At 42.9% G+C, this 18786-nt stretch carries 17 protein-coding genes; all 17 read left to right on the top strand.

The window, feature by feature from the left end:
* Window positions 1–112: 112 nt before the first annotated feature.
* The 17 genes from HQN88_RS23940 to HQN88_RS23860 all read left to right on the top strand — a co-directional run bounded on the left by HQN88_RS23940 (window position 113) and on the right by HQN88_RS23860 (window position 18763).
* The gene (locus HQN88_RS23940) at window positions 113–3115 is read left to right on the top strand and encodes an S-layer homology domain-containing protein (protein ID WP_173117241.1); all 3003 of its coding nucleotides are present in this window, start codon (window positions 113–115) and stop codon (window positions 3113–3115) included.
* 78 nt (window positions 3116–3193) lie between these two features.
* A complete protein-coding gene (locus tag HQN88_RS23935) occupies window positions 3194–3730 on the top strand; it encodes a hypothetical protein (RefSeq protein ID WP_173117239.1) in 537 nt (178 codons plus the stop codon).
* A gap of 148 nt (window positions 3731–3878) precedes the next feature.
* Window positions 3879–4145: an alpha/beta-type small acid-soluble spore protein gene (locus HQN88_RS23930; protein ID WP_173117237.1), complete on the top strand. Its 267-nt coding sequence runs from the start codon at window positions 3879–3881 to the stop codon at window positions 4143–4145.
* A 492-nt stretch (window positions 4146–4637) separates the two neighbouring features.
* Window positions 4638–5852: a methionine adenosyltransferase gene (metK, locus tag HQN88_RS23925; RefSeq protein ID WP_173117235.1), complete on the top strand. Its 1215-nt coding sequence runs from the start codon at window positions 4638–4640 to the stop codon at window positions 5850–5852.
* A gap of 198 nt (window positions 5853–6050) precedes the next feature.
* On the top strand, window positions 6051–6308 hold the full coding sequence (locus HQN88_RS23920) for a hypothetical protein (protein WP_246320419.1): 258 nt from the start codon (window positions 6051–6053) through the stop codon (window positions 6306–6308).
* Window positions 6309–6506: 198 nt separating this feature from the next.
* Window positions 6507–9110, top strand: a complete 2604-nt coding sequence (locus HQN88_RS23915) for a stalk domain-containing protein (protein WP_274318839.1) — start codon at window positions 6507–6509, stop codon at window positions 9108–9110.
* A gap of 98 nt (window positions 9111–9208) precedes the next feature.
* The gene (locus HQN88_RS23910; RefSeq protein ID WP_173117233.1) at window positions 9209–10372 is read left to right on the top strand and encodes a sensor histidine kinase; all 1164 of its coding nucleotides are present in this window, start codon (window positions 9209–9211) and stop codon (window positions 10370–10372) included.
* Between the two features lies 1 nt (window position 10373).
* Entirely contained in the window at window positions 10374–11099 is a 726-nt protein-coding gene (locus tag HQN88_RS23905) for a response regulator (protein ID WP_056611570.1), read from the top strand.
* Window positions 11100–11179: 80 nt separating this feature from the next.
* Window positions 11180–11569: a hypothetical protein gene (locus HQN88_RS23900; protein ID WP_173117231.1), complete on the top strand. Its 390-nt coding sequence runs from the start codon at window positions 11180–11182 to the stop codon at window positions 11567–11569.
* Window positions 11570–11658: 89 nt separating this feature from the next.
* The gene (locus HQN88_RS23895) at window positions 11659–13527 is read left to right on the top strand and encodes an ATP-dependent helicase ComFA (protein WP_246320418.1); all 1869 of its coding nucleotides are present in this window, start codon (window positions 11659–11661) and stop codon (window positions 13525–13527) included.
* Window positions 13524–14282: a ComF family protein gene (locus HQN88_RS23890; protein WP_173117229.1), complete on the top strand. Its 759-nt coding sequence runs from the start codon at window positions 13524–13526 to the stop codon at window positions 14280–14282. Before HQN88_RS23895 ends, HQN88_RS23890 begins: the two co-directional genes overlap by 4 nt.
* A gap of 117 nt (window positions 14283–14399) precedes the next feature.
* Window positions 14400–14816 (top strand): flagellar protein, encoded by a 417-nt coding sequence (locus tag HQN88_RS23885; protein ID WP_173117359.1) that lies wholly within the window; start codon window positions 14400–14402, stop codon window positions 14814–14816.
* Between the two features lie 112 nt (window positions 14817–14928).
* Window positions 14929–15198, top strand: a complete 270-nt coding sequence (gene flgM, locus HQN88_RS23880; protein WP_173117227.1) for a flagellar biosynthesis anti-sigma factor FlgM — start codon at window positions 14929–14931, stop codon at window positions 15196–15198.
* Between the two features lie 39 nt (window positions 15199–15237).
* Window positions 15238–15735 (top strand): flagellar protein FlgN, encoded by a 498-nt coding sequence (locus tag HQN88_RS23875; protein WP_216855806.1) that lies wholly within the window; start codon window positions 15238–15240, stop codon window positions 15733–15735.
* Between the two features lie 48 nt (window positions 15736–15783).
* Entirely contained in the window at window positions 15784–17229 is a 1446-nt protein-coding gene (gene flgK / locus HQN88_RS23870; protein ID WP_173117225.1) for a flagellar hook-associated protein FlgK, read from the top strand.
* Window positions 17230–17268: 39 nt separating this feature from the next.
* On the top strand, window positions 17269–18168 hold the full coding sequence (gene flgL / locus HQN88_RS23865) for a flagellar hook-associated protein FlgL (protein WP_173117223.1): 900 nt from the start codon (window positions 17269–17271) through the stop codon (window positions 18166–18168).
* Window positions 18169–18193: 25 nt separating this feature from the next.
* Window positions 18194–18763 (top strand): DUF6470 family protein, encoded by a 570-nt coding sequence (locus HQN88_RS23860; protein ID WP_173117221.1) that lies wholly within the window; start codon window positions 18194–18196, stop codon window positions 18761–18763.
* Window positions 18764–18786: the final 23 nt, after the last annotated feature.

Below are 18786 nucleotides of genomic sequence, written 5' to 3'. Positions count from 1 at the left end.
TGGTATGAATGGATATTATCGTGAAATTACTAGTTTCTAAAGTAGCCACTAGAGCTACTAATGAACTTAGTTATACTTTTTGCTCTAACTCTGGAAAGGAGGTGAACCAAAAATGAGTACATCGAGCTCAAATAATAATGGTTTTAAAGAAAAAAATTATACAGATATTCAAGGAGGAGAAAAAAAGGTTATGAAAAAAAGTTTATCCGTAGTTCTAACTGCAGCAATGGCATTATCCATGTTTTCTTCCGTAGCATTTGGTAAAACATCCGCTGATTTCACAGATCTTAAAGATCTTGACGCAGCAACAAAAGCGAAATTTGACGCTCTTATCAGCGCTGGTATTTTTGATGGCGTAAGCGAAACAACTTTCGGTTTGAAAGAAGAAATGAACCGTGCTCAATTCGCGAAAGTTGCAGCTTTGATCACTGGTATCGAAGTTAATAAAGATCTTAAAACTTCCAGCTTCTCTGATGTTAAAGCTGATGACGCAGCTAACGGCTACGCACTTCCTTTCATCGAAGCTTTGAAAACTGCTGGCATCACTGATGGTTACGGTGAAGGCACTTACAACCCAGCTGGTAAAGTAACAAAAGAACAACTTGCTACTTTCTTGGTTCGCGTTCTTGGTAAAGATGCTGATGCTAAAGGCAAAACAGGTACTGATGCAACAGTAACTGATTGGGCACAAGGTTATGTAGCACTTGCACTTGAATTGAAACTTCTCTCCAATGGAGCAGACGGTAAATTCGGTGGTACATCCAACGCGACTCGTGATCTTCTTTTGACTGGTGCATACGAAGCGAAAGCTCAATACGTATCCCCAGGTAAAGTATCCGTTTCCGAAGCAAAAGCTACTGGTGTTCAACAAGTAACAGTTTCTTTCAACAAACCAGTTGATGACACTAAAGCTAAAGTTGCTTTGACAAAAGGTAGCTTAGCAGTAGCAACAACTGCAAAATTTGCAGCTGACAAGAAGTCTGTAGTATTGACTTTGACAACCGTAAAACTTACTGAAGGCAGCTACACAGCTACACTATCCGGTCTTGATGCAGCTAATGTTGACAAAACAACTGCAACATTCACAGCTGAAAACGAAAAAGTTACTAAACTTAGCTTCGTAAACGCTAGTGACAAGATCCCACAAGCAGCTAATCTTGTTCTTTCAATTAAAGCTGAAAACCAATACGGTGAGAATGCTACTTTGAACGGTGGTAACTATTCCGTATTCCCTTCAACTTCTGGCGCATTGACTCGTAATGCTGACACAGGTTACCTTGACTTGAAAGTAAATACTTCTGATCTAACGCTATATCCAACTGAAATTGGTGTTCTACCAGTTACAGTAAGCTTGAATCAATCTGCTATTTCGGTATCTAAGACATTTAAAATTGGAACAAAACAGCTAGTATCCAAAGTTGAGCTTAAAGATGCAGTTTATACAAATGGTAAAACTGCACTATCTTCAGAAGGCGACCAAGCTACATTCGATATCACAAGATATGACCAATATGGTTTCAAAATGGTAGACGATGCTTCAACAACAATTACTCCTGTTATCACACCAACTGACATGAATATCCTAGATAAAAAAGTTGAAGATAACAAGTTGAAAGTTACAGTAGCTTCGGGTAAAAAGGTTGATAAAACTGCTGATTACACTGTAACGTATTATGATACAGGTGCTTCAGCAACTGGAAAACTATCCTTGAAAGCAGCAAGCGTGCCTACTAAATTAGAATTTGGTACTTTCACTGGAACAATTGCAGATGGTGATACAGCTGATAAATTTATTCCTATCGTAGCTTACGATGCTGAAGGTAAACAACTTTCCGCACAAGATATTGTTGATAATTCCGATAGCATTAGCTTCACAGTTTCCGGCGCATCTGTTGGTACTGGTCCAGATGTAACTTCTAAAGGTATTGTTAAGTATGGTGAGAACAAAGGTAAATTGAAAATTAACAATGTAGTTGCAAAAGAGAGAGGTGTAGTTTACCTCTACATGTCAATCTACAATGCTAACATTCAAACGCAAGCTCAATTACCATTAACGGTTGTAGCTGCTCGTACACCTGAAAGTGTAGTTCTTTCTGGAACAACTGAACCAGCTAAGAAAGCATTAAATGGTGCAACAACAACTTACAAAGTATTAGTAAAAGACCAATATGGTGAGAATTTAGACACGACAACAGACGGATATACAGTTAAAGCTAATATTGAAGGTGCTACTTCTTCAATTACAATTGGCGGTGTAGCGATTACTGATGGTGCTACGTATGTTGACCTTAAAGGTAAAGTGAATGATAAAGAGATTAAGTTTACTGCAGGATCTACGCTAGGTAAAACTACTCTTAAATTCACTATCACTAAAAATGTTGGCGGTGCAGAAATTTCTACTCCGTTCAAGAGAACTGTAGAAGTTATCGAGAATAAAGATTTGACTTACTCCGCTAATACGCTTTCTGATTTGTTTGCAATCCAAACAAATGACAAAGCAAAATCAACTACTAGCGACTCTTCTGTTGGAAGTAAAAGTAAGTTCGCTAAAGGTGTAGCTGTCACAGTTAAAGATAAAGCTGGCGATACTGTTGCAGTTCCAGATGCTTTGAAAGAAGTTAAGACAGCTTATGTTGTAGATTCTAACATTGCAACTGTAACACCTGCTGGTAAAGTACTTGGTCAAAGAGTAGGTACAACTACTGTTACTGCTGTTGTTTACAAAGCAAACGGTGAAACACAAGACTTCACATACACTGCAAATGTAAAAGCTGATTTACCTGTAGTTGCAACATTGACTGCTGATGCGAACGCGACATACAGCTCAGCAAAAGATATCGAACAACTAATTAATGCCAAAGTTGTTGATAACTATGGTGTTGAGTACAAATATGTAGCAGGAACAACTCCAGCTGATGACGTAAACTACATCAAAACTTACAACGATTTCTTCGGTGTTCAGTACATTATCTCTAATGTTCAAGGCGGCGGTACTGCAAAAGTTGTTGATGGTAAAATTGTACTTAGTGGTGGAACTGTAAATGAGTTTGTATTGAAAGCTGTTTCCAGCAATGGTAAAACTACTACAACTCTTGTAACTGTACCTGTATCTTAAGATTTGTGGTATAGTATAAGACTAGAGAGAGACCCTTCGGGGTCTCTTTTCTCATTCATTCATATGGAGGAAAACCAAATGAACAAACAGAAAAAGCTCCTGCTTTTGAGTGCTTGCAGCTTTATTATCTTAACATTTTCGTCGAATTCCCAAGCCGAAGCCCCATCCCCAGGAACAACCGACCCGGTGATTACCCAAAGCTATTTCGAACTGCACACCTTAAGCGAAGCAAAGGTGAAAGAGATTGTGGCCTCCGCGATCGCAGCGAATGCTGGCGGGAGCAACGGAGGCACGAGCACTACCCCAACGGCAGCGGCAAACATGAAGGTTGTCCAATTGGAAAATGGACAAACTTTGTATGCCGGCGCTGGCTCGGAATTTATCGTGCGTAGCGGCAAGGTACTAGCCGTGAGCAACGATGAGAACGGCATCCCGGATGTAACGGGAGGCAAGGATCTGCCAGCAGGGACGGAAGTCGCGCTGAATCATCTTTTGATTTTCCCAACAGAAGGCCGCGGCATTAAACCTTCGCCAAAAAATGACACGTCCATTTATGTCATGGTACGTGGTGGATTTTTGATTTTAAATGCGGATGGTAGTAAGGTTCCGCAATAATTGTTTACTCCATAATTTTACCCAAAATGACAACTTCTTATTCGATTCACGGAGCCGATTCTAGCCATACTAGTAGCGTACCCCTTAGATCGGGTAGCTGCTTATCGAGTAAATGATCTGAACAAAAACTCTAAGGAGGCGTTTAGTTATGGCTAGAAGTAAAGTGGTTCCGGAATCGAAAAAAGCGTTAGATATCTTGAAATACGAAATTGCTGCTGAGTTAGGTTTGCCAGTTGGATATTCACAGTCGCTCAATGTCGATACAGAATTTGCGGGCGAACTTGGCTCCATTCCTTCATCTTCTGCGAAAAAAGACTACTGGGGGCATATCACATCTAGAGATAACGGGGCCGTTGGTGGCCGCATGACACAGCGTCTGATTCAAAGAGCAGAAGAAACTTTATTTACACTTTAGATATTATTCTACCTATTATAGTGATGAGAAAGAGGTCGGCTATGGCTGACCTCTTTCTTCAAATTTTAAGAGTTTGCGGATGATTTCGAATCTAATAGTTAATATATAAAATAGTATAGAGAATAGCTGTGAAAAAAAAGTGAAGCGTACCTTAAAGTAAACTTAAGAATATAATGGTGAAAATTGAAATTATAAATTGACATTACACGACAAATAAAGTAGGATGGGTAATTGAAGGTCAATATTCAATTTAACCTTTTCCGATAGGGGAAGGTTCATTTTAATGTTGTCTTTATTCAGGTATTATCTTTATTATGATTTATTAATTTGTACCAGTGCGGAATTCAAAGATCTTATCAGCGCATGAGCGCAAAAGAGGGATTCCGTTTGGCGAGAAAAGCTACCGCTAAAGCCGGGCCCAATTTTTTATCATAGAGGCATCGAGTAGAAGCTTTTCAAACATACTAAATGTAATGTAGGAGGATGAATAATATGGCTCAAGTTCGTGGACGTCGTTTATTTACATCCGAATCCGTAACAGAAGGTCATCCAGATAAAATTTGTGACCAAATTTCTGACTCGGTTTTGGATGCATTTCTAGCTAATGATCCTAATGCTCGTGTAGCATGTGAGGTATCTGTAGCAACTGGTTTGGTTTTGGTAATTGGTGAAATCACTTCGAAGTCTGAATATGTCGATATTCAAGCAATTGCAAGACAAACGATTAAAGACATTGGTTATACACGCGCGAAGTATGGTTTCGACTCCCAAACATGTGCGGTTCTCGTTTCGTTAAACGAGCAATCCCCTGATATTGCACAAGGTGTAGACAGAGCCCTTGAAGCAAGAGAAGGTAACATGTCTGATGAAGAAATCGAAGCAATCGGTGCTGGTGACCAAGGTTTGATGTTTGGTTTCGCAGTAAATGAGACGCCTGAGCTTATGCCTCTTCCGATCTCTATTTCTCACCAATTGGCTCGTCGTTTGACTGAAGTTCGTAAGAACGGCACTCTTCCATACTTGCGTCCAGATGGTAAAACTCAAGTAACTGTTGAGTACATCGATGATAAACCTGTTCGTGTAGATGCAATCGTTGTATCCACGCAGCATGATGAGAACACAACTTTGGAGCAAATCCAAAAAGATATTAAAGAACATGTTATTCTTCCAATCGTTCCAGCACACTTGTTGGATGAGAAGACGAACTACTTCATCAACCCAACTGGCCGTTTCGTTATCGGCGGACCTCAAGGGGATGCAGGTCTTACAGGTCGTAAAATTATCGTTGATACGTACGGTGGTTATGCTCGTCATGGCGGCGGCGCATTCTCCGGTAAAGATCCGACAAAAGTTGACCGTTCCGGTGCTTACGCGGCGCGTTATGTTGCGAAGAACATCGTAGCAGCTGGCCTTGCAGAGAAATGTGAAGTTCAATTGGCTTATGCTATTGGTGTTGCTCGTCCTGTATCTATTGCTGTAGATACATTTGGTACGGCTAAAGTGAGTGAAGAGAAGCTTGTTGAGCTGATCCATAGTAACTTTGACCTTCGCCCAGCGGGTATCATTAAAGAGCTTGATCTTCGTCGTCCAATCTACCGTCAAACAGCGGCTTATGGCCACTTCGGTCGTAACGATCTAGATGTTCCTTGGGAGCGTACAGATAAAGCAGAATCATTGAGAACTCAAGCGTTAGAGCTTAAGCATTAATAGAGAGAAGCCGTCCTTCTGGGGCGGCTTTTTGTTTTTGTATATTATCGCAATCTTAATTTACTGTAGTAAAAGTTTAAGTTTCCTTTTGCTAATATCAGTGGTACTATATGTATATGTCATCTGATGCTAATTCATAGGGAATTATGTTATGATAGGTAGAAGATAAGTTCTGCGTTGGTATACGAAGGGAGCGAAATGATGGACAATGAAATGAAGGAATCACTTACTACGTTGCTAAGAGCAGAATTATCCCCGGTTTTTGAACAGTTAAGTGGAATGAACACAAGACTAGACAGACTAGAATTAGAACAATCTCAAATCAAGCAAGCCGTACTGGAAACCAACGAAATCGTGAAGCGTCTGGAAAATGTGCAAGAGCAACAACACAGGATTATTGAACTGCTCTCAGCGCGATCGATTGAACAAGAAGCTAAATTAAAGAAAATAATTTAATTTATATATATAAGCATCTCAAGCAGAGAGCAGACCCGGGAGGGTTGTGCTCTTTTTTTACATTTTTACCATTTATCTATGACATATGAATACAACATGGGGAATATCGTAACTTTTTCCATAGTTTAAGAGTCTATATAGTTATCGATATAATGATAGATACTAGACTTAGATGAAAAAGAGGAGTGGAACGGCAACGTGAAGGTACAGAGGCAAGTAGGAGTAGCAGCGCTGGCTTGCGCTATGGTGTGGCAGTTGGTGTCGGGAGTTACGGTAAACGCGGCGGGCACGAAGCTGACGTTGAGCTCACAAGAGACGATTACATCAGGCGCAATTATGAAGAACTACGTATGGACGACAACACGAAGCAATAAGGAAGTATCGGTGAACGCCAATGTGATCGAAGTGGATCTGACGAACCCGAACGTGAAGATAGACGCAATGGCAGGAACGAATAATCAGTTCACGAAGAACCAAAGTGTGCTCGGCATGGTGAAGGATACAGGCGCTGTAGCAGGCGTAAACGGGGATTTCTACAACACCCAGGCGGAAGGAGTACCAGAGGGTGCGCAGATCACGAATGGACAGGTGATGGCGACGCCAGCGAAGATTTCGGGGTTGTATTCATTTGCTATTACGAAGACGAATCAGCCGATTATTGATATTTTCGATTTTCAGGGTACGGTTACGGCAAAGGATGGGACGAAGTTTGAGCTTGGTGGCGTGAACAAAACGTTCTACTGGGACGATAATGACGTTCCACTGATTGCAGACGGTCTTTTCCTTTACACAAGTGCTTGGGCGATGACACAGCGTGCTGTGGATGGTACTCATGTACCTACTGAGGCGCTTATCCAGAATGATATCGTCAAAGAGATCCAAGTTGATACAAATGTAAAAATGATTGCTCCTGCAGATGGTTATATCCTTAGGGGTTCTGGTTTGGCTAGAGAGTTTATTGTTAATCATCTCAAAGTTGGCGATAAAATCACGACAAAATACGACATGGTTCCACACGATGCATCAAAGACGTACGATTGGAAAAACTTCAAAATGCTCATCGGCGGCAGTACACTGCTAGTGGATGAAGCAAAGCCGAGCTATTTTACCCGGAATATTAATGATTTTAGTGGATATAGTCCTGTTTCTAGGACAGCTGTAGGTTATTCGAAGGATTTGAAGAAGGCATATATTATAACAGCAGATCGCAATGGCCCTAGTGCTGGGATGACGCTGCCAGAGCTTCAGCAATTCATGATTGATGCTGGTGTGTGGCGAGGGATGGTTCTCGATGGCGGTGGATCGACACAGATGGTGTCTAGGCCATTAGGTGATGTAGATCCGAAGCTTGTGAACAAAACACAGAATGGGAATCAACGTGCGGTAGCCAATGGTTTGGGTGTATATTCGACAGCGCCGAAAGGCGAGTTGTTAGGCCTTATTTTAAAAGGACAATCCTTATTATTCGTAAATGAATCCAGCACTTATCAATTCAAAGCATATGATGATTATTACAATCCAATAGCCGTAACAGGTGTTGTCCCACAATGGAGTAGCACGGTGGCTAATGGCTCGTTCAAGGATAACGTTTATACGCCAACAATGCCTGGGAAAACGCAGATTGTCGCAAAATCAGGCAAAGGTTCAGCAACGATGGATGTGGAAATTGTCGGGCGTGATCAGATTACGTCGATGGCTTTTAGCTCGGGATCGTTCTCATTGACGGAGGGAGGCGATTTCAGGCTTCCTATAACCGTTACAACGCGAAGTGGAGCAACGAGAGAGTTACCCGCGGCATCAGCAACTTGGGAGCTTAGCGGAGTCAAAGGAACGATTACAAATGGCGTCTTACACGTAGATAGTACAGCTGGAGCGCAAACGGCTCAGGTTATTGCACGCTACGATGGGTATAGCACTATGGTAACTTTGCCTGTCGGGCAGGAGAAAGTGTGGTACGATTTAGATAAATTTGCAGTCATGACAACAGGAGACAAATATCCGGCAGAGGTCGTTTCTAGTGTCAATATTGTACCGAACAATGGAAATAAGAACTTGGAAATCACTTATGATTTCTCCAAGGGACTAGGAACGAAAGCGGCCTATGCGAGGTTTAATAATGGGAATGGTGCGCCAATTGAGGGTGAGCCTGAATTTATTACGGCTAAAGTCTTGGGAGATGGCAGCTTCAATTGGGTGCGTGCAGAGGTTATTGATGCAGATGGTAAGCTGAATTACGTAAGTTTTACGGAAAATATGAATTGGACAGGTTGGCGCAAGGTGACGGCGGATGTATCGGATCTGAAAGCACCTTTGCTGGTGAAAAGCATTTATGTTGCAAATCCAGCCAACGGGCAGGATGAAAGAGCCGCTAAAGGGAAAATTAATATTGACGATATTTCATTCATTTATAAAGGACAAATGCCAACGCTACCGAAAAATGCAATTAAACTTACCGTAAATAAGAAGCAAGCAACTTTGAATAGCAAGCCGATGACGTTGGAACAAGCGCCGACGATTGTGAAGGATAATACCTTGGTTCCACTTCGTTTTGTCACAGAAGCATTGGGTGGCACTGTGAAGTGGGATGACAAAGAACGTAAGGTAACCGTCCTACGTGGAGACAAACTAATTGACCTATGGATTGATCAAGCAGATCTGCTTGTAAATGGTGGTCGTGTCACGGCAGAAGTGGCTCCAGCGATCATGAATAACGTGACAATGGTCCCATTACGACTCATTTCGGAGAGATTAGGATTCAAAGTAGGCTGGGATCCCCAAAATTACGGAATTTCTATTGAATAAATAGTACTAGAAGTACACGGCAAACGGGAAGAACTATGCTACAATATGGGGTAGACAACTTACTATTATAAGGTTTTATTAAAAGGAGCTCGTTTCATGTGCAACCAGACGCTATAGACAAGGTCATAACCAACGCCATTAACGTCATGGAAAGCAGCAAGTATCAATTATTTGAGATTGCTGAGTCATCACGCTTAGAGAAAGAGTCGCTTACTCGGGAGCTCAATGACATTAAGCATGAGACGGGTGTCACGATTGATCTCGTGGATATGTTAGAGAAAGAATACAAGCGGTCGCGGATCCGGCTCACGGAAGTCAGTCGAGATTTCAACAAGTATCGAGAAGAAGATATCAAGATTGCTTATGAAGCCGCTATCGCTTTTCAATTACAGCTAACCGTTGCGCGGGAAAAAGAGAATAATCTCAAAATCCGCCGCAATGACTTGCAAGTTCGCATGAAGAATGTGGACAAACAAGTAGAACGCGCTGAAACGATTGTTTCACAGATGAATGTTGCACTGGAATATTTATCTGGAGATCTCAATCAATTAACTCGCATTATTGAGTCGGCTAAGAATCGACAACTGCTGGGTTTGAAAATTATTTTGGCCCAAGAGGAAGAACGCAAACGAATCGCGCGCGAAATTCATGATGGGATGGCCCAAACCTTGGCGAATGTTGTACTTCGGACTGAGATTGCCCATCGGATGCTCGTTAAGGAAGATATTTCGGCGGTGAAGGATGAGTTAGTTGATTTAAAGGGACAAGTCAGAAATGGCCTTGAAGAGGTACGTAAAATTATTTTCAACCTCCGACCAATGGCGCTCGATGATTTAGGGATTGTGCCTACATTACGGAAATATGTGCAGGATTTTGAAGATAAATATCGAATCCACACACAGTTTAACTTGGTCGGAAAAGAAACACGCATTCCGTCTGGGTTGGAAATTGCCATTTTCCGCTTGGTGCAGGAAGCTTTATCGAATATAAACAAACATGCCAAAGCAACCTTCTTGTCTGTTGAACTCACGCTAGAACCAGAACAAGTACAGATTTACGTTGTAGATAACGGAATCGGCTTTGATGTTCCGCTAACAGAACTAAGAATAGCCAAGGGGAACAACTTTGGTTTACTGGGAATGAGAGAGCGTGTAGAGCTGCTAGAAGGTACCATGGTTCTGGAGTCTGAGAAAGGTTCAGGAACAAAAATTACGATGCTCATCCCTATCGGCGGCGTTGGAGAGAACAAGGAGGAAAACTAGAATGGACAACACGGCGAGTCACAAACGCAATGTGCATATTGTCATTGCAGACGATCATCAGCTTTTTCGTGAAGGTGTTAAACGGATCATTAATATGGAAGATGATATGGAAGTTATCGGTGAGTGTGGCGATGGCATCCAAGTCATTGAATTGTGTAATCAAATTACGCCCGATATCGTGCTCATGGACATCAATATGCCCCTGGAGAACGGTGTCATTGCAACCGAACGTTTGAAACTCATTTTTCCTGACATTAAAGTTATTATTCTATCGATTCATGATGATGAAAGCTATGTGTTTGAGACGCTTCGTAAAGGGGCTTCAGGTTACTTGCTGAAGGATATGGAAGCAGAGTCGCTGATTAATGCGATTCGTTCTGTTGTTGCAGGACATGCCTACATTCATCCGAAGGTAACGGGTAAGCTTATCAATCAACTTAGACGTATGACGTATCTAGATGACGTTGGTGTGGTTGGTACCGGTACAGGCGTCAAAGATTCTGGATTGAAGTACATACATAATGCGAACAGCCCTTTAACCAAAAGGGAAGCAGAAGTGCTTCGTCTTATGGCAGAGGGCAAAAGCAATAAGCTGATTGGCGAATTCTTGTACATCAGTGAGAAAACAGTAAAAAACCATGTAAGTAGTATTCTTCAAAAAATGGAAGTCGATGATCGCACCCAAGCGGTAATTATTGCAATTAAAAATGGTTGGGTAACGCTGTAATTCGCGATACCGCATTTCCGTGCCCATAGGAACCCCCCTTTGCACTGCCGCATACACTGCAGGTAAGGGAGGGACCCGCTATGTGGATTGGATTGCTTTGTATCTTCGGTTGCTATGGCGTGAGCATTATCATGCTGCATCTCTTACTACGTAAGGGAATGAAGAAGAAACCTGCTACTGTTTTACTTGTTACCAAAAACAATCAAAATCAAATTGAGTGGGTTATTCGCTCATTATTTTTCTTTTCGCGTGTAAGAGGAAACCAGGTCAGGGCAACGATTATTGACGAGGGGTCATCTGACGATACAAGAGAGATCATTGAGCGATTATCCCAAACGTATGCTTTAGAGCTGCGTTTACAGTCTGACTATGATGCCGTTGATCGTTTTCTAAGTCAGCATGATGAAGATCCAGTTGTACTTGTTCACCTCAGTAATAGGGAGGAACTCGTGAAGATTCCTGTTGTCTGAGAGCAAACGCTTTCAGGTATAAATTTACAAACCTTCAACTAACATGTACGCTATATGATTTATAATTGATGAAGAGAGAACGGTGAGGAATGAAGGTTCAGATCTATGCTGTTCGAAAGAGACATGTGTGGGAGTGGCAATTCACGATACATGCCCAGACAGATATCCATTATTGGTTCGAGCATTACGCAGCCGACGCCGGCCTCGTATTGTTCGAACCTTTTGTTTCGTTAGGGCAGGGAATTCGGCTGCTTGAGGGGTTGAGAAAGATTGATATGGCTTCTAAGGAACATAGCGAGAGTCGCTTACTTGCGATGGTTAAGCGGGGAGCCTCGTTACTTGGTCTAACGAATGTAGATGAGATACGTTCGGAAGTGCTGGACTATACGCGCTGGTGTGACGAGCATGTTCGCAGCTTTCAATTACACTCGTCTACGTATATTAGTCTCGTCGAAGCTTGCAGAGGGCGTTCGCTGTTGGTGGATGAGCTTCAGCTTCTAATAGAAGCCCCAGGTGTTGAGACGGCAGGGTTAGCGGGGTTGAATGCTTCGTGGCCAGCCTATTTGCAACTCGCCTACCTTAATGGCGATATAACGCTCACGAGTGGCTTGCACATGCAAGCGAGGCGTGAATGGCGGCGATGGTTTAAGAAAGTCTCGCATTACGCATGTAAACGCTGTGGAAGCGGAGAAACGCGGATGTTCTGGTCGCCATGCTTACATTGCGGACAAGACTGCCTCTATTGCGAGGAGTGCCTCACAATGGGCAGGGCTCGATCCTGCTCCTTGCTTGTGCTCGGAGGCTCAGGTAATGTGCTGTCCACCGCTGACGCAGAGGCTGCTGGCGAATTACAGGCTTACATAGAGCCCTGGGGGCTCAGTGATGCTCAGACCCATGCTTCCATGGAGGGGCTGCGCTACATCCAAGGCAAGGAACCTGATGGCCCAGGTAAATTCCTCATCTGGGCTGTAACGGGCGCCGGGAAGACCGAAATGATCTTCCCGTTCATTCACTACACCGCCGCCCGTGGCGGGCGTGTCCTCATTGCAACACCACGTAAGGACGTGGTGTTGGAGCTACAACCGCGCATCCAGCGGGCGTTCGCAACATACAGCGTGGTCACGCTGTATGGCGGAAGCGAGCAGCGCTGGGAGCAAGGGCAAATCACGATCGCAACAACGCATCAGTTGTTGCGGTTTCATCAAGCATTTGACCTCGTCATCATCGATGAAATCGATGCCTTCCCGTACCACAATAACCCCATGCTTAGCTATGCTGCAGAGAAAGTGTGTAAACCCAGCGGGACGAATATCCTGTTGTCTGCCACGCCGCCTACGCGCGTTAGACAGGCCGCCGAGAGCGGGCGTCTGCCACATGTTCGCGTTCCTGTACGATTTCATAAACATCCCCTACCAGTACCTCAATTGATATCTACACCTACGCTAAGAAAATCCATCGCATCCCAATCCATCCCACAATCGATTCAATCTCGTTTAGAAGTATCTATTGAACGTGGAGCACAAGTTTTTGTGTTCGTACCGAATATTCAGCTCGTAGAGCCGATGGTCATGCTGCTGAGAGAGCAGTTGAACAAGGCCGCTAAAAGCGCAGCGGTCCGCGTAGAGGGAACCTCCTCTAAAGATACTTCGCGCACAGAGAAGGTGCAGCTTTTTCGTAATCGGGAGATCCGCGTACTTGTCACGACGACCATTTTAGAACGTGGGGTAACCGTGCCCCAGTCGGATGTTTTCATTTTGGATGCAGACTCGAAGTTATTCGATGAAGCCGCATTGGTCCAGATGGCAGGACGTGCTGGGAGATCCAAGGATGATCCGTATGGGAAGGTTTATTTGGCAGCCGCAGAAATAACGAAATCACAGAAAGAAGCCCTTCGACAGATACGCACGATGAATCGGATTGCACGAAAACAGGGCTTTTTACAAGGGGGTAAGGTATGAGCAGTTGGTGGAGTCAGATAGGGAACTCGTTATTTTCATTATTAAGTCCTAGGCGGGAAGCATGTTTATTGTGCAAACAGGTGACCAGTCTGGAGAGAGGGGAGTTAGGGCTTTGTCATGGATGCTACACCCGAATTCCCTGGATTCGTAAGGTGGTTTGTTTATCTTGTGGGCGAGGGGAGCACTGTCCGGATTGTCGTCGGAAGCCTCACACCTATTTCGTCAAAAGCCGAAGTGCCGTCCGATATGATGAGACGATGAAAGAGCTGCTTGCCAGATATAAGTATCGAGGAGACGAACGTTTAAAGGCAGTTTTCGGCCATATGTTAGTTCATGCATTTCAGCAGCTTCGGTTGGATCGGGTATCGGCATCTGCGGGGCAGGTTCGAGAGTGTATCACTTACGTACCTGTAAGTGAGCAACGCATGCAAGAGCGTGGGTTCAACCAGGCGGAACAAATGGCGAGAGAGCTAGGCAGGCGAGTTAATCTCCCGGTCTTATATTTACTCAAACGATCTAAACATACTGCGAAGCAGAGTTTCAAAAAGCGAAGTGAACGTATCGACGATCTTGCGCACGTTTTTGAGTTTGATTCAACAGAACTTGGACGAATAATCGGGTACGGAGAACCTATCATCATTTATATAGTGGACGATGTGTACACAACGGGGAGTACGATGAATCAATGTGCAATGGTGTTAAAACAGGAAATGTCGATACCTGTCGAAATATGCGGACTCACATGGGCGAGATAAATAAGGGCATAGTCTTATTTTTACAAAAATAGTATTAGGCAAAAGCTGTCGAATTGCGGTAAACTGGAATTAAAAAGTGGAAACTGGGAATGCTGAAAAGGGGGACATACAATGAGTATGAATGTGCAGAATTGTTCACGTTGTGGGAAAATATTTGTAAAAGGCTTCGCAGATTTTTGTCCGAATTGCATGAAAGAACTAGAGTTGCAATATGAGAAATGTGTGAAGTATCTGCGTGAAAATAAAGGCGTCAATATAAACGATTTAAGCGAAGCAACAGGTGTCTCTCTTAAACAAATTACAAAGTTCATTCGTGAAGGCCGTATTTCCATTCTGCATGCGCCTAATATGTCGTATCCATGTGAAGTATGTGGAACTCTGATCCGTGAAAATACGATTTGCGAACCTTGCCGAATGAAGCTTGTAAAGGATGTAAGGAATAATTCGGAGGATGAGCGGCGTAGGCAAGATCAGTCTTCTCAGGAAAGTAAAGTCAGCTTTAAAATTCAAGAACGTTTGCGGGACCGCCACTAATTTCGAAATAGGTCAGTTGAGATATAAAGTTTCATATAGAAGATGCCGATAATAGTTCTAACGATTATCGGCATTTTATTTTTTAGGTCAGAGAATATAGGAGTGTATCGGTATGAAAATTAATGATAATGGGCGCATCGGTAATGTGAATCCATATAAGAAAACAGGAGAATCCGCATTCGCACAGGCTGCAGGGAAGAAGGGTAAAGCGAAGGATCAGGTTGAGATATCTGCTGAAGCGAAAGAACTGCTTGGTGCTCAAGGAAATCGAACAGAAGAGCAATCCCTTCGAATCGATCAATTGAAATCTTCAGTTGCATCTGGGACTTACCATGTGGATGCGGGTAAAATCGCAGAGAAGATGCTGCCGTACTTGAAATAATCAACTCATTTATACATGAGATAAAAGTGGGTGACGATCATGTCAATACAGCCTTTATTGGAAACGATGAACGCACTGCAGGAAGCGCATGAGGCATTGCTTGAACTATCCAACGTGAAGAAGCAGGTTCTTGTCAGCAACAATATTGATGAACTCAATATGATTGTTAATCGAGAGAACAAGTGGGTTAGAGCGATTGCAGAGGCGAATCAACAACGCATTTTATTCATCGGTTCTTACTTGATATCAAGAGGTTACAATCCCAATCCCAACATCACGGTGAGTGATTTAATTAAAGTTATTTTTAAAGCTGAAGAGAAGCAAGCGCTTATGAAAGCTCAACAAATGCTGCTTGTTACCATAGAGGAACTGAAATTAAGTAACGTAATCAATCAACAATTGATTGAGCAATCATTGGCTTTTGTAGACTATTCACTGGATCTTATTATTGGACCGCCAGATGATGATATGGTGTACAAAAATCCGAACCTAGCTAAGAGCGGAAATCGGCAAGGACTTTTCGATCGAAGAGGCTAGGTTTAAATCTTAATTAGAATACCCAGTAGGGCATAGGAGAGAGAAACCATGAGATCAACTTTTGGCGGAATTGAAATATCCAAGCGTGGAATCCTTACGCAACAAGCAGCACTTACTACAGCTGGACATAACGTCGCGAATGCGAATACGCCGGGCTTTTCACGCCAGGTTGTCAAAATGGTCGCATCTGAGCCCATTGAGGCATTAAGTTTTAACCGTTCAACAATCCCTGGACAAATGGGGCAGGGTGTCGAGTTTACAGAAGTGAAACGTATTCGTGAAGCTTTCCTAGATAAGCAATATGCAAATGAGAATAAGAGTCTAGGCGAGTGGACTGTTCGCCAAGATACTTTAGAGAAACTAGAAGCAATTATTAATGAACCGTCTAATACGGGGCTTCGTCAAGTACTCGATAATTTCTGGAACTCCTGGCAGGAGCTTAGTAAACAACCGGATAACTTGGAGACGAGAGCCGTAGTTAAAGAAAGTGCATTAGCAGTAACAGACGCGTTTAATCATGCAGCGAAACAGTTAAACGATCTTGCATCCGACTTAAATGACAACATTTCGGTTAAAGTCACACAGGTCAATACAACACTGAAGCAAATTGCCGGCCTGAATAATGAGATCTTCCGTGTTGAAGGTCTTGGCAATAATGCGAATGATCTTCGCGATCAGCGTGATTTGCTAGTCGATGAGCTGTCCAAAGTCATCAATGTTTCCGTTCAAGAAGAATCTGGTGGCTACCGTGTGAAAATGGGCAATCAGGACTTGGTAGTGGCAAGCACAGCAACAGAGTTCGATGAGAATACAGCAGCTTCAGCGTATCCAACTGACTTGAACAGTGGTGAGCTTTATGGACTTATGCTATCCAACCAACGTTATGTTTCAGAGTATAAGAATCAATTAAATTCAATGGTTTCCACCATTGTAACTGCAGTTAATACAGCGCATAAAGAAGGATACACCCTGAAAGACCCTCCTACAAAAGGTGGAGATTTCTTCACTCCAATTGCTGATTTCAGTACTGCAGCAGCAACGTTTAAAGTTAGTGCGAATATTACAGATAATGTTGAAAATATTGCAGCTTCAGCTAAGACATACCTTGATGCCAATGGTGTTGAGCATGTCGTTAAAGGTAATAATGAGCTAGCGCTGAAACTGGCGGGAATTAAAAATCAAAAATATAATTTTGATGGCTCTGGTGTTACCAAAATTATTTTGAATGGCGGTACATTTGATGAGTTCCTTCGTGCGGTAGTCTCCGAGATTGGGGTTCAAACGCAAGAGGCTCAACGCCAAGTTACTAATCAGAAGATTCTTGTCGATCAAGTGGATGCAAGACGTCAATCCGTAAGCGGTGTTTCGTTAGATGAAGAAATGGCTGATATGATTAAATACCAGCACGCATATAACGCGGCAGCGCGTTCCTTAACTACATTTGATGAGATGTTAGATAAAGTGATTAATTCGATGGGTACGGTAGGCAGATAGATGTAAGTAACAAAACTAGAAGTTTGGGGTGGAATTGCAATGGCTCTTCGCGTCACACAAGGCATGTTGAATACACAATTACTGCGAAATTTGAATGGAAATTTATCTCGAATGGATAAGCTTCAAGATCAATTGTCAACAGGTCGCAAGATCAATAAGCCATCAGATGATCCAGTGGGAATTAGTTTCTCTATGCGCTACCGTAGTGAGCTAGAAACGAATGATCAATATCAGAGAAACGTTGATGCGACGGTTTCTTTTCTAGATTATACGGATACGATGTTGGATCAAACAGGTAGCGTATTGCAAAGAGCTCGTGAACTTGCTGTAGAGGCTGCGAATGGTACGAACTCGGAAGAGTCGCTGAATGCCATGAAAACCGAAATTGACCAACTGTATAATCAAATGACAAATATAGGAAATAGTCAGTTCAATGGAAAGTTTGTTTTCAATGGACAAATCACAGATAAAGCCCCATTCCCTGACCCAGATAATGCAGCAAATGCTGTAACGGATAGCGGTGAAATTAAGTTTGAAATTGGTGCCGGCGTTCAAATCGCCATGAATAAAACAGCGGAAGAGATTTTTGGTAAATCTGGCGATGTGAATAACGCTTTTCAAATATTAAAAGATTTATCTGCGGCTTTAGCATCAGGCACAACACCAGGTATTCAGAAGTCTATTGAACTTATGGATCAACGGCTGAGTGGAGTCTTGGGGGCGCGTGCGGATATTGGTGCCAAAACGAATCGCGTTCAGCTCGCAGAGGAACGCTTGCAAGACATTGGGATTAACTTGCAAAGTCTGCAGTCGAAGACAGAAGATGCGGATATGTCATTGGTCATCACCAATTTGAAAATGGAAGAGAACGTTTACCAGGCTTCGCTTTCTGCTGGATCCAAAGTGATTGTCCCTACATTAGTTGATTTCTTGCGGTAATAATTTCAATTAGGAGGCGGTTGAAGTGCCAAGTATTCCACAAATACAAATAAGCCAACAACCGGCTCTAATTGGAATAGATGCCGACCTCGGAACGCAAGATATTCGACAGCCTAGAGCAACTTATGAAATGCAAGTCGATCGTCCTAAACAGGACATACGACAGCCTAGAGGAGAACTAGAGATAGATCAAAGTCGAGCTTGGGATGCTCTTGGTCAAGGACCGATTCTTACAGCGTTGAGCCGGATCTATTCTCAATGTTCACAAATCGCTATGCAAGGGATCGCTAGGCGCGTAGAGGATGGCAATAGGATGGCTGCCATTCATCATGGCGGGAATGCAATTGCTGAGATTGCGAAAGAGCTTAGTATTAGCCGTCCGCAGTTCGATTACTACGGGGAAGCAGCTTATGATAATGTTGATATAACGTACACAGCACGCAAAGCTGAAATCAATGTTACAGACGGTAAAGTAAATGTTAATGCACGGGTAAATAAGCCTGAGATTGAGTACAATCGAGGTAAGCTTGATATTTACATGAGACAGTATCCTAAGGTTGATATCTCAGTGTCACAAATTGATTTCAAAACATAATGGGGTATAATCAGGCTATAGAT

This window comes from Paenibacillus qinlingensis (genome assembly GCF_013204845.1).
In the GTDB taxonomy this organism is placed as follows: Bacteria; Bacillota; Bacilli; order Paenibacillales; family NBRC-103111; genus Paenibacillus_E; species Paenibacillus_E qinlingensis.
Note: the sequence above shows the minus strand (reverse complement) of the source record. Positions and strands in the feature narration are given on the sequence as shown.